The organism is Acinetobacter sp. ANC 3781, assembly GCF_004331285.1.
Taxonomy (GTDB): Bacteria; Pseudomonadota; Gammaproteobacteria; order Pseudomonadales; family Moraxellaceae; genus Acinetobacter.
In genome coordinates, this window is record NZ_SJOH01000028.1 from 1 (window position 1) to 12249 (window position 12249).

The following is a 12249-nucleotide window of genomic DNA, read 5'->3' on the forward strand; positions in this document are numbered from 1 at the left end:
AAAAGCAAAGAAGCGCTGCAAACTGGATCCTGAGCTAAAACTTTACAATCAAGAAATCAATAAAAGAAGAATTGTCATTGAGCATATATTTGGCAGTTTAAAAACCTTCAAAATCCTTGCCGAGCGATATCGTAATCGAGGCAAAAGACTAGGCTTAAGATTCAATTTAATTGCTGGAATCTATAACATGGAACTGAGTGAAAACTGACTTATGAAAGAAGTCTAATACTTTCAAATTTAATGAGTGATATATGCTTTGCATAGGGGGAAAACTGTCATTTCCGAAATTAGGAATGTCAATTATTATTGCAGAACTATATAAGCGCATTTATTTAATTGGTCCCACCTACTAGGCTAGCAGATGAATTTTATTTTTTTACAATCATAGTAAAAGATTAATCTCGTTGAAATAATTCACTTTTTTATTAAACCTATCTTTTTTATAAATAATATAAATATATATATAAGAAAACTTGATTATTTTTATTATTAGTGTATAGTTAACTTAACTAGAAAAAAGTCTTGTTTCGGTAAATCTTCTTTAAGTATCGCAGTTTTAGTCATAATCCTTCGTTTTTCAGATTTTAAGTCTCATTCTTTATTATTTCATAGTTATACTCAGCCAATAAAATGGCTAAAAATTATTAAAAATCAGTAGGATTTATTATGTCAAACTCGAATGTTGTTAAAGGTACTGTTAAGTGGTTCAACGAAACTAAAGGTTTCGGTTTCATTCAACAAGAATCAGGTCCAGATGTTTTTGCTCATTTCAGCGAAATTGCTAGTTCAGGTTTCAAAACCTTAATGGAAGGCCAGCAAGTTGAATTCAGCGTAGCTCAAGGTCAAAAAGGACCGAATGCTGTAAATATTGTTGCTATCTAAGCAATAATAAACAGTAATAAAAAAGCACTCATTAGTGCTTTTTTTAATTTAAATGGTCGTAATTTTTATATTTCTTTACCTTAATTATTTAAATTAAATCATAAAGTCGTAGAAGAAAATTATAAATATCGAATAGCTGATTTAGTCATTTATCTCCCATAATTTTATCAAGGTATATTAATGTTTAAACAAAGTATCAGTGTAAAAGATCAATTTGGTGTTAAACACTTTATTCAGGCAACAGTTGACAATCATTTTGCAAATACCCAATCATTTTCGAATATAAAACATATTACGGTAGATGGTGAGGATATTCGTCCTAGTTTTGAAATGTTTTTCCAAAGTACCTTAAGTGGAAAAATTTTCAAGATTATATAGATTTGAATCCGGCTCAGGGCTATCTATCTTCATATGGCTGATATGACGTGCAGATCTTTGAGGATTTTATATAAATTGTTATTCAATTGCTCCCATCTGAAAGCTGTCAAACCTGTTTAGCCCGATAGTTATCAAGTTCTTATTTCACGATAGATGGCGGAAACGGGCTAATTCTTAGGCAAATTTTAAAAATAAAAATTTACCTTTCTAGGCGACATAAATTCCATATCTTTCTTCTTTATAAAGCAAGAGGAATGTGACTACCTCTACTTTAAAGCCATTCTTTGGTATCATCTGCCACAGGCGCTCCATTCGTCATATGCATGATCATGGCGTGAGCGATGCTGCCCTGAAATGGAATTTCTGGTAACTGATCAAACTTGAAAAACTGCGCATCACTCAGTTCATTCTCCTGTATTTGAATGTCGCCGGCATGATATTCTGCCTTAAAAGCCATCATCAAGTTGCTTGGAAAAGGCCATGGCTGACTTGCCAGATATTGAATTTTGTGACCTGAAGCCCCACTTCTTTCAGAGTTTCACGACGCACAGCTTCCTCAAGCGTTTCCCCGACCTCCACAAACCCGGCAATTAAACTGTACATCTGGGTTTTATTGCGGGCATTTTTCGCCAGTAAAATTTCATTTGTCCCGCGGGTAATGATGGTAATGACACATGGATTGACTCTTGGGTACTGATTATAGCCACAGGCAGGACAGACCATTGCATACTGACTAACATGCTGCTGCGTCTGATGGCCACAATGACTGCAAAACTGATGATTACGACGCCATTCTAGTAACTGAACCGCACGGCTTGCCTGTTCGAACTGCTGTCTACTCCATACCTGTACTAGCTGCCGGATCGGAATAAGCTGATAGCCTTCGGGTACAGCCTCATTCTCCTCCAGATCTCGTGAAATGACTTCACCATCTCCAGACAAGTTCAAGTCATGCTGCAGTCTTTCCACCTGAGGTAATTGAAAATACTCGTCAACCAGCAGTTGCTGCTGTCTAAAAATATAAGCTTTTGAGTGCATGCTGATTCAGATCCCTGGATTAAAAAAATCCCATACAGGGGGCGTATGGGACAAAACTAAGGAAGCTTCCATGAAGTAACTTCATGGCAAATACTAGGCGCAACCTGATTGAATTACAATCACAATAATTTGTATCCTTTTGATTAAAATCACATAATTTTCACGCTTGTTATGCCACAAGTGACCTGGGAAAATTCCAGACAGCAAGTATGCTTGAGCCATTCATTGTTAAAAGCCATGTCCCTGTTGACCCGGCTTGCTGCGCAGAGTATTTTCACAAAAAATTGAACTCATGGCATTTACACTGCTGTTTCCTCCACCTGCTGAATCCCTTTTATGCGTTTTGGTTTAATCCTCGGTGATCAACTTCATCATCAGCTGTCGACACTCAAATTCCTGAACCGTACACAGGACGTCATCTTGATGGCGGAAGTAATGGAGGAAAGTACGTATGTCTCGCATCATCCACAAAAAATAGCCCTGATTTTCAGCGCTATGCGCCACTTTGCCAAGGAACTCAAAGCTCAGGGGTGGCGTGTCCGCTACCATCCCTTTCAACGTGACAGCAGGCTCCGTAAACTGATTGATTTTGTTGATGCACAGCAGCAAGTGTTGCCAGCAACCGCACTGGTCATTACCCATTGTGGTGAATACCGTCTGCAGCATGAAATTGAAAATCACTGGAGCAGCCAGCTGCAACTGCCGCTGCACTGCCTGAATGACGATCGCTTTTTTTGCAGTCCTGCCCAGTTCCGGCAATGGGCCAGCCAGTACCACAGCTTGCGCATGGAATATTTCTACCGTGAAATGCGCAAGCAAACAGGTTATTTAATGCAGCAACAGCAGCCGCTGGGGAAACAGTGGAATTATGATAGTGCCAACCGCAAGACTTGGTCAGGCCAGCCTTGCCTGCTCCGCTACGATTTGAGCTTGATCAGATTGATTTGGATGTGATTGAACTGGTCAGACGCGAGTTTCCCCAACACATCGGGCATATTGCAAATTTCCACTGGGCAACTACTCGCAGCAATGCCCTGCTGGCGCTGCAGCATTTTATTGCCAACAATTTGCCTCATTTTGGTGATTACCAAGATGCCATGGTGTATGGCGAAGATACCCTGTTTCACAGCCTGCTGTCGCCGTACTTGAATTGCGGTTTGCTTGTGGCAAAAGAGGTCTGTGATGCAGCAGAAGCTGCCTAGTACAGCGGTCATGCTCCACTGAATGCGGTGGAAGGCTTTATTCGGCAAATTCTCGGCTGGCGGGAATATGTCCGTGGCATTTACTGGCTGCGGATGCCCGAATACGCCAGCAGTAATGTATTGAATTATTCTGCTGCCCTGCCACAATTTTACTGGACGGGTCGAACCAAAATGACCTGCATGGCAGAATGCTTTCGCAATACCTTTGAACATGCCTATGCCCATCATATTCAGCGTCTGATGATTACCGGTAACTTTGCTCTGTTAAGCGGTGTGGATCCTCAGCAGATCAGTGAATGGTACCTGGCGGTCTATGCCGATACTTATGAATGGGTAGAACTTCCGAACACCTTGGGTATGGTGATGCATGCTGATGGCGGTTTACTGGCAAGCAAGCCCTATGCGGCTTCCGGAAATTACATTCAAAAAATGTCCAATTACTGTAAGCACTGTCCTTACAATATTAAAACAAGGACGGAAGCCGATAGTTGTTCTTTTAACAGCCTGTATTGGTATTTTATGATCAGGTATGAGGGACTCTTCCGCTCCAATCCTCGGATGGGCATGATTTATCGACAGCTGGATAAACTGCAGGACAAAGATGAAATCATTGCATATGCCTAACAGTTACTAAGTCAGGTTAATGAGTTATAACAGCATGAAAAAGCAGCATTTACCGGAAAAAACCTGTGCTCACTGCCTACATCCCTTTACCTGGCGCAAAAAATGGCAACGCTGCTGGGATGAGGTCAGATATTGTTCTGAAAGATGCAAACGCCAGTCTAAACAGCGCCTATCATGAAATCGCGCTGCTAGAAACGTTTGTACTGCCGCGAACAATAGGCCCGAATCACATCCGGTGAACGCAGTTGCAAATGTTTAGTTTTACGTCCTGTCACTCGTTCACGCCAGAGTTTAAAACTACCTGGTTTCATATTTTGACGCATTAAGCGAATCACTGCAGACTCATTCAAACCGAACTCACGCTGAATGGCTTCAAAAGGTATTCTATCCTCCCAAGCCATTTCAATAATCCGTGATAGATCTGCTCCTACATATTCAGTTACATGATGCACAACATCCCCCTTATTCCTTTAATTTGTTTAAAAATATAGAAAGTTGATTGATTAAGTTCAAACGAATATCTATCTATAGCTCCTGATCAGGTCAAACTGACGGATGTCATTTTATGAAAAGGAACATGAAGAATTCGTGATTTTTTAGGCTGCTCTGTATTTTTATTATTCAATACTATTCACGTGTAGCCAACATAACACTTTGCAGATCCTTTTAAGTGTTTTCTATAAGCGGATCATCAATTTTAAATACTTTGAGTTACATTTATGGTTTATAAGCACCTGATTAATTATCTATTTTATCGAACTAACAGGTATCTACAAAATTAGTGGATATTCAAAGATACTTGCAAAATGTTTTCGAAACAAAAGTAAAATTTGGGGATGAGATTCAATTTAATTGCGGAGATTTATAATATAGAACTGAGCAAAAGTGATTTATGAAAGATCTATTATCTTCAAAAATACTCATTAATTTTTTATAAAAAAAGAAGCTATTTATAGCTCCTATTCAAAAAATATATGCTGTTTAACATTTATTCTAGATAATCTGTACGTAATAGAGGGATCTGTTGGGCGTGGCATTGGCGACGAATGGTCAAATCCATCTTAGAAATCGCTTGTGTAGTTAAGTGTGACTGTTCATATGCCAATAAACCTTGTAATTTTTTTAATAAACTCATCATTTTCCTATTTCCCTCAAGTTCTTAAACCAAATTTAATGACAGTATTTTATTTTATAAACATCTAATTCATATAAATATAATTATAATTATTGAATTTTATAAAATATAGGATTCACTTAAGATTCATAGTGGCAACCCAATCAGGAGTAAAGCTGGAGCAAGAGAGCTTTAAAAACACCTGATTTTTTTACTCAAGATCAGGTATTTTTTAATTCACATGTGCAATTCAGTTATTTTAAGAAGTTTGCTTGATTAATATCAGATAATACTGAATTGATCTGAAATATTTTTCCACGAATACTTTTTACCCCAAAACTCGTCAGACGCGCAGTGTGCATTTTTAAATAATTTTCCGCATTTTCTTGATAATCAAACAGGTATATACCACCTGCTTCCTGAGTATCACTATTTTCTGTCCAGATTTTCCAGATCATGCCTGTTTCTAGATTAATACTTTCAGCAAGAGTTTGATAGGCTTGGCTCATCGCTTCACCAAATGGACCTTGAGATGGGAAATCTACCTGAAGAATAACGGCCATTGTTTTATCCTTTATAATCAAATACCGATATTAATACTTGAACATTTTATAAATTTTTGTGCAAGTAATAAAAAAATCTTTGAGGTAGGCTTTACTCTTATAAAAATGAAATATTCCAGTTTTTAGGCCAGCAGAAAATTTCAGTGCTTGAGATTTTTATGTTTTCACAAATCTGGGACTATATCTGAATACTAAAAACTAAATTGTTATCAATCTCTACACACCCCTATTACTAATAAATTGCTAAAGGAAAAAGGATAGCTATTAACTTCAATTGTATAGTCTAGACTTAACAAACGTTTATAGCTTAGATAATTTTTTTGTGATTTTTTAGGGCGGGTATCTATTCTTTGATTATTATTACAACATCCTAAACGAGAGTAGGTTTTGGCTGCTCCAGTGACCCATAAAGATTCGATCTGGATTAGCTAAAGTATGTGTGCTATTTGCTGTTTTGAATCTTAATATAAGAATGCTGGGGTGCGATGTGTACTTTTCACTTAGACAATCTTCTACCCGATCAAAAATAACCCAATCAAACTTAGAAATAGATTCAACGCGATAAATCAGCAATAAATCCCCCGGACATGCGATTTTCGGCGTTTTTCTATTGATTACAACTTTAGGCATGATCTGCCCTTTGCTCCCCAAAAGCTCGTTATGGGTAATTAAAAGTCTCATAACTTGCTTCAGCTTAGCTATCTAGCATGACCACGGTGATAAAGCCTTTACCCATTTGCTAGAAATTTTTTGATGTAGTTCGCCGAGCAAGGTAAAACGGCATATTTAGATTTAACTGTTTTTCGAGAGCATTGGACAAGTCTTCTACAGCATCGGAAATAGATCTATTGTCCTACTGCTGTAAATATCTTTAAGTATTTTTATTAGGGTTATAGAGCTTCACAAAAAATTCACCCTGCCATACTTATTATTATAATTGAAATTTAAGTGATCAAAGATATTTTCAAGTCACACTTAGCCGGATTAATTACGGCAATGCTTACTATATTTACATGTAGTAAGCATTTTATTTGATCTATTTTTAATAATTGTAAGGTAAATATAGGTCAGATTAATTTTTTATTTTTTAGATTAAAAAATAAGTATTTTGATTTCTGAATTTTTTATTCTCTGTAGATTTGGTACTTAACTATTTTCTATTTATTATATTTTAATAAATAGAAAATATTATGATTTTACTGACTTTTTAAATATAAATGGATGAATCCGTGGCTATAAGATTTGTGGCTAAATCTAAATTACCGACCGCTTTTGGTGATTTTGACATTATTGTATTACAAGACCCGGATACAGGCGAAGAACACATTGCTCTTTCTCAGGGATTGGATGCCATTTCAGCGCAACCCGTCTTAGTCAGAATTCATTCTGAATGTCTAACCGGAGATGCTTTTGGCTCATTAAAATGTGATTGTGGTCCACAATTACATTCCACAATGAAAATGATCAGTGATGACGGTCAGGGGGTTATTTTATATTTACGCCAAGAAGGTCGAGGTATAGGGTTGACGAATAAAATTCGGGCCTATGCACTTCAAGATCAAGGACATGATACCGTTGATGCAAATCTGATTTTAAACTTACCCGCAGATGCACGTCACTATGATATGTGTACTGTTATGCTAGGTTATTTAAACTTAAAGAAGTTAGTTTAATTACTAATAACCCTCTTAAAATTAATGCTTTAAAAGATTTAGGTATAAATGTAGTAGAGCGTGTGCCTATAACGGTAGGTTTAAATAAATTTAATGAGAATTATTTGCAAACAAAACAAGAGCGCATGTCACATATGTATGATAAATGTGATTTTTAGTAGACGCGGATTTAAATTTCTTAAATTAATATGCTGGATTGAAAATGCTCAATAAAATTTTATTAATATCATTTTGTCTTATTCCATTAAACGCAATTGCAGATGAAAATCAACCTGCCAGCAAAAGATCAACAGGCTTTAGCACAGGCTTAGGGATTGTCGGAAGCACGGGGCTATATATTGGTGAAGATACAAACCTTATCCCAGTCCCCTTATTATCTTATGAAGGAAATCGCTTCTTTTTACGTGGGCTCTATGGAGGCATGAAACTCTATAAAAATGAGTTAATCACCTTGAATGGCATCGTGAACGTCAATATGAATAAACTTGATGTTGATGATTTAAATGAATCGAAGTTGGCTCAAAAAAATTTAAGTAAAGGGCAATTAGAAGATCGTAATATCAGTGCTGATGTTGGTTTAGAAGCAATAGTGAAAGTACCCTATGGCATTATTTCTATGCAAGCAGTCAATGATATTGGCAACGCCAGTGATGCGGCAGAAGTAAAAGCTAATTATCAGTATTTTTGGCGCTTAAATAATCAATGGACTCTTATGCCAAATGTGGGAGTGGAATGGTTGTCGGATAGCCGAGCCAATTATTATTACGGCACACTAGATAGCGAAGTTGCTAAGGGGGTAGAAAAATATAGACCTAATAACCTCATTATTCCATATCTTTCCTTAGCGGCAAGTTACTCATTGAATCCAAAAATAAGAGTAACTTCGGCCGTAACCCATAAATTTTTACCCGATAAAATAGTAGATAGTCCCTTAATTGATAAAGATTCAATGACCAACTTCTTTATGGGAATTACCTATAAATTCTAAGCTTAACGTAATACAGCTGATACCAAGTCAAAATGTAAGCCCAAAATAGAAATGTCCGGTTTCTCGAAAGAAAAAATGTCCGCTTTTAGAATACTCAATTAGAGATTTTATTAGCGGGCGGTTTAATATGTTGAGCTCTATTTCGAATAAAAAACTTAAACGATTATCAGTCTTGCAAAAGTATCAGCGGCAACAGTTCTACAATTCATTTAGCTGTATATGCAAATGGCAATCCCATTGAGTTTATTCTTGATGAGGGCACAACACCGGATGTTAAAATTGCCCCCAGATTTAATTGATCGTTTAGATTTAAAAGATACAGAAATCCTGTGCGTTGACAAAGGCCATGATTCAGAATCCCCCAGAGCAAAGATCAATAGTACTGAAACTCAAGCAAATATTCCTAGAAGAAGCCACTCAAAAAACAACAATAAACCTATGGACGGGTATTTATATAAAATCAGCCACTGAGTTGAAAACACATTTGCAAGATTCAAACAGTTTAGAGGTATTACCAGCCAATATGACAAGCTAAAGCGAAACTACGAAAATTCAGTTGCCTAGCCTGCATATTGGTCTGGTTCCCATTGTGAAATGTCAACAGATCCCGATTTTTTGCTAATTTTCCACTCAATGGGATAGAAATAATTATGAGGATACATCCATACATAGATACTTCATTTCAAGATACTCATCCATACCAAATTTAGAACCTTCACGACCTAATCCAGATTGCTTTACTCCCCCAAATGGAGCAACTTCATTTGAAATAGCACCGGTATTAATCCCGACCATTCCATATTCCAATGCTTCACCTACTCGCCACTGACGTGCTGTACTTTGGGTGAATACATAAGTTGCCAAGCCGAACTCTGTATCGTTCGCCATTTGAATTGCCTCTTGCTCCGTTTCAAAGCGGAAAAGTGGCGCAAGCGGACCAAATGTTTCTTCTTTCGCTATCCGCATCTGTTGGGTGACTTCAGTTAAAAGTGTGGGTTCGAAGAATGTACCGCCAAGACTGGAACGCTGCCCACCAATTTTCACTTGTGCACCTTTGCTGACAGCATCAGCAATATGTGACTGCACTTTTTCAATCGCAGCTTCATCAATCAGCGGACCCTGGGTAGAGGATTCATTACGCCCATCCCCTACTTTCAAGTTGGCAACCGCTGTCGCCAGCTTTTCAACCAGTGCATCATAAATGCCATCTTGTACATAAATTCGATTGGCACAAACACAGGTCTGTCCACTATTGCGGAATTTACTTGCCATGATGCCCTGTACCGCTTGTTCAAGGTTTGCATCATCAAACACTAGAACAGGTGCATTGCCCCCGAGTTCCAAAGACAGTTTTTTAATGCTTGGCGCACATTGCTGCATCAAGATACGACCGACTTGAGTAGAACCTGTAAAGCTTAACTTTTTTACGGTATCACTTTCACACAGGGCTTTACCCACTTCAATCGCATTACCACTGATATGCAGCAGGACATCTTGCGGCAGACCTGCACGCAATGCCAACACTTCCAGAGCATACGCTGTTAAAGGGGTTTGTTCAGCTGGTTTAACCAGCATTGTACAACCCGCAGCAATGGCAGGAGCTGCTTTACGTGTAATCATTGCCGCAGGAAAATTCCAAGGCGTAATTGCAGCAGTTACGCCAATGGCTTGCTTAATCACCAATAAACGTTGATTGGCAACAGTTGGAGTCAAAATCTCACCATCAGTGCGGCGAGCCTGCTCGGCAAACCAACGAATGAATGAAGCTGCATAACCAATTTCACCCCGGGCTTCAACCAAAGGCTTACCTTGTTCAGCAGTTAAAATCTGAGCCAATGACTCTTTATTTTCCTGTATCAGATTAAACCAGGCCCAAAGTACATCTGCACGTTCCAGCGCGGTCTTTGCTTTCCATGAAGTCTGGGCTTGCTGAGAACGAGCAATCATCTGTTCTACAGCAGCTCGGTCATAGGATTTTACCCATGCCAAAGTATCGTGTGTAGCTGCATCTCTGACTTCAATATAAGCACCAGTTGCAGGCTGATCAAAACTGATGTCAGGATGCTGTAATAAATTTCTGTATTGCGCTTGAAGCATGATTGTTACTCTTTAATTATGCTGCGACAGACAGTGCAAAACCTTGTTTCAAAATGGTCAAGCCGGCACGGAATTGTTCTGCAGGAATTGTTAACGGATATAAGAAACGAATTACATTACCATAACGACCACAAGTTAAAATTAACAGGCCATTTTGCATGGCATGGTTTTGTACAGCTTTTGCCTGTTCGGCAGTTTCTAGTTCAACTGCAACCATCGAGCCTAATGCACGAATATCTTTGACCATCGCAGAAGACATTTTCAGTTCATGTAATACATCTACCAGCTCTGCCCCTAATTTATTGGCCCGTTCACAAAGACCTTCTTCTTCAATTACATCCAATACTGCGTGAGCAGCAGCAACAGCAACCGGATTACCGGCATAAGTTCCGCCCAAACCACCTGGATTTGGTGCATCCATCACTTCAGCGCGGCCAACCACACCTGAAATCGGGAAACCACCGCCCAAGCTTTTGGCCATGGTGATCAAATCTGCTTTGGTATCATAATAATCCATGGCAAACAGCTTGCCTGTACGGGCAAAGCCGGACTGTACTTCATCTGCAACCAGTAAAATCCCATTTTGGTCACAGAGCACACGCAAACGTTTTAAAAACTCTGCAGGTACCACATTAAAACCGCCTTCACCTTGTACAGGTTCAAGTACGATCGCTGCAACATCGTGTGCTGCAATATCTTCTGCAAAAATATCTTCGATGCTCTGAATGGCATCATCTACGCTAATCCCTTTAGCTTCTACCGGATAACGTGCATGGAAGACACCGCTCGGCATCACACCAAAATCACGTTTATAAGGCGCAGTTTTACCTGTCATTGCCATCGTCATAAACGAGCGGCCATGAAAACCGTTACCAAAAGTTACAATACCGTGACGGCCAGTATAGGCACGGGCAATTTTTACTGCATTTTCGACTGCTTCAGCACCCGTAGAAAAGAATGAAGTTTTTGCAGCACCATCAATGGGTGCACGTTCATTAATACGTTCGGCAAGAGAAACATAACTCTCATAAGGTACAACCTGGTACGCTGTATGAGTAAATTTGGTTAATTGTTCAGTAACGGCAGCAATAATTTTAGGATGGCGATGACCAGTATTCAGTACCGCAATTCCGCCTGAGAAATCGATATATTGATTGCCTTCTGCATCCCAAATTGTCGAGTTCTCTGCTTTCTCCGCGTACCATTGACACATGACCCCAACACCACGAGGCGTCGCTTGCTGTTTACGTGCATTCAATGCAGAGTGTTTACTGTCCATTTTATATCCTCATTCTTGATTCATACATTGTAGAATTTTGCTATCCCGACCATGCAATGGAGATTTGCACATGATTGGCTGATCATCCTCATTTTGCGCTTTTATTGGTATGAGACGAGAGCCACTTTGAAGTAGACAGAGAGAGCCAATTTGGCTTGCTCAAATGAATACAACATCGGAAAATTTATACTATTTTATTAAAAATCAAATAATTAATTTTCATAAAAAATTGGCTCCTTTTTAATAGAAGTTCCACTTTAGCCAACTGTTTAAGATAATCTTTTCAGGCAGTTATCCCTTGCTCGGTATAGCTCCACCCTTTCATCATCGTGTTGATTGCATCATCCTTTTTTATATACCGTCACATTTCCTCACGGCTGCAAAACATCTCTATTCATTTATCATGGCTTG

General features: G+C 38.7%; 11 protein-coding genes and 4 pseudogenes. 8 read left to right on the forward strand and 7 right to left on the reverse strand.

What is annotated here, in order from left to right:
- The 3 genes from E0H89_RS15595 to E0H89_RS15605 all read left to right on the forward strand — a co-directional run.
- On the forward strand, positions 1 to 208 hold a 208-nt coding region (locus E0H89_RS15595; protein ID WP_165494067.1), incomplete at its 5' end, for a transposase family protein.
- A gap of 458 nt (positions 209 to 666) precedes the next feature.
- Complete coding sequence (locus tag E0H89_RS15600; RefSeq protein ID WP_004637138.1) at positions 667 to 882, forward strand: cold-shock protein; 216 nt, start codon at positions 667 to 669, stop codon at positions 880 to 882.
- Positions 883 to 1062: 180 nt separating this feature from the next.
- The gene (locus tag E0H89_RS15605) at positions 1063 to 1260 is read left to right on the forward strand and encodes a hypothetical protein (protein WP_131218334.1); all 198 of its coding nucleotides are present in this window, start codon (positions 1063 to 1065) and stop codon (positions 1258 to 1260) included.
- A gap of 271 nt (positions 1261 to 1531) precedes the next feature.
- Here E0H89_RS15605 and nudC read toward each other — a convergent pair.
- A pseudogene (gene nudC / locus E0H89_RS15610) lies at positions 1532 to 2304 on the reverse strand (NAD(+) diphosphatase).
- 330 nt (positions 2305 to 2634) lie between these two features.
- Here nudC and E0H89_RS15615 point away from each other — a divergent pair.
- Both E0H89_RS15615 and E0H89_RS15620 read left to right on the forward strand, forming a co-directional pair.
- Positions 2635 to 4124, forward strand: a pseudogene (locus tag E0H89_RS15615) (cryptochrome/photolyase family protein).
- A gap of 34 nt (positions 4125 to 4158) precedes the next feature.
- On the forward strand, positions 4159 to 4302 hold the full coding sequence (locus E0H89_RS15620; protein WP_131218362.1) for a DUF2256 domain-containing protein: 144 nt from the start codon (positions 4159 to 4161) through the stop codon (positions 4300 to 4302).
- A 10-nt stretch (positions 4303 to 4312) separates the two neighbouring features.
- Here E0H89_RS15620 and E0H89_RS15625 read toward each other — a convergent pair whose 3' ends face one another.
- The 4 genes from E0H89_RS15625 to E0H89_RS15635 all read right to left on the reverse strand — a co-directional run bounded on the left by E0H89_RS15625 (position 4313) and on the right by E0H89_RS15635 (position 6431).
- Complete coding sequence (locus tag E0H89_RS15625; RefSeq protein WP_131218335.1) at positions 4313 to 4576, reverse strand: TIGR03643 family protein; 264 nt, start codon at positions 4574 to 4576, stop codon at positions 4313 to 4315.
- Between the two features lie 536 nt (positions 4577 to 5112).
- Positions 5113 to 5262, reverse strand: coding sequence for a hypothetical protein (locus tag E0H89_RS16520; protein WP_165494068.1), 150 nt, complete (start codon positions 5260 to 5262; stop codon positions 5113 to 5115).
- A gap of 230 nt (positions 5263 to 5492) precedes the next feature.
- The gene (locus E0H89_RS15630; RefSeq protein WP_131218336.1) at positions 5493 to 5801 is read right to left on the reverse strand and encodes a monooxygenase; all 309 of its coding nucleotides are present in this window, start codon (positions 5799 to 5801) and stop codon (positions 5493 to 5495) included.
- Between the two features lie 360 nt (positions 5802 to 6161).
- Positions 6162 to 6431: a hypothetical protein gene (locus E0H89_RS15635; protein ID WP_131218338.1), complete on the reverse strand. Its 270-nt coding sequence runs from the start codon at positions 6429 to 6431 to the stop codon at positions 6162 to 6164.
- A gap of 599 nt (positions 6432 to 7030) precedes the next feature.
- On the opposite strand from E0H89_RS15635, the pseudogene ribA reads away from it, so the two are divergent.
- The 3 genes and pseudogenes from ribA to E0H89_RS16795 all read left to right on the forward strand — a co-directional run.
- Positions 7031 to 7632, forward strand: a pseudogene (gene ribA, locus E0H89_RS15640) (GTP cyclohydrolase II).
- A gap of 44 nt (positions 7633 to 7676) precedes the next feature.
- Entirely contained in the window at positions 7677 to 8462 is a 786-nt protein-coding gene (locus tag E0H89_RS15645; RefSeq protein ID WP_131218340.1) for a MipA/OmpV family protein, read from the forward strand.
- A 176-nt stretch (positions 8463 to 8638) separates the two neighbouring features.
- Positions 8639 to 9055, forward strand: a pseudogene (locus E0H89_RS16795) (transposase); the annotation flags it as partial.
- Positions 9056 to 9110: 55 nt separating this feature from the next.
- Here E0H89_RS16795 and E0H89_RS15655 read toward each other — a convergent pair.
- Positions 9111 to 10559, reverse strand: coding sequence for an NAD-dependent succinate-semialdehyde dehydrogenase (locus E0H89_RS15655; RefSeq protein WP_131218342.1), 1449 nt, complete (start codon positions 10557 to 10559; stop codon positions 9111 to 9113).
- 16 nt (positions 10560 to 10575) lie between these two features.
- Positions 10576 to 11838 (reverse strand): 4-aminobutyrate--2-oxoglutarate transaminase, encoded by a 1263-nt coding sequence (gene gabT, locus E0H89_RS15660; RefSeq protein ID WP_131218344.1) that lies wholly within the window; start codon positions 11836 to 11838, stop codon positions 10576 to 10578.
- Positions 11839 to 12249 lie beyond the last annotated feature (411 nt).

Coding starts and splice junctions, on each gene's coding strand:
- E0H89_RS15600 (WP_004637138.1), top strand. CDS start 667: ATGTCAAACTCGAATGTTGTTAAAGGTACTGTTAAGTGGTTCAACGAA.
- E0H89_RS15605 (WP_131218334.1), top strand. CDS start 1,063: ATGTTTAAACAAAGTATCAGTGTAAAAGATCAATTTGGTGTTAAACAC.
- E0H89_RS15620 (WP_131218362.1), top strand. CDS start 4,159: ATGAAAAAGCAGCATTTACCGGAAAAAACCTGTGCTCACTGCCTACAT.
- E0H89_RS16520 (WP_165494068.1), bottom strand. CDS start 5,262: ATGATGAGTTTATTAAAAAAATTACAAGGTTTATTGGCATATGAACAG.
- E0H89_RS15630 (WP_131218336.1), bottom strand. CDS start 5,801: ATGGCCGTTATTCTTCAGGTAGATTTCCCATCTCAAGGTCCATTTGGT.
- E0H89_RS15635 (WP_131218338.1), bottom strand. CDS start 6,431: ATGCCTAAAGTTGTAATCAATAGAAAAACGCCGAAAATCGCATGTCCG.
- E0H89_RS15645 (WP_131218340.1), top strand. CDS start 7,677: ATGCTCAATAAAATTTTATTAATATCATTTTGTCTTATTCCATTAAAC.
- E0H89_RS15655 (WP_131218342.1), bottom strand. CDS start 10,559: ATGCTTCAAGCGCAATACAGAAATTTATTACAGCATCCTGACATCAGT.
- gabT (WP_131218344.1), bottom strand. CDS start 11,838: ATGGACAGTAAACACTCTGCATTGAATGCACGTAAACAGCAAGCGACG.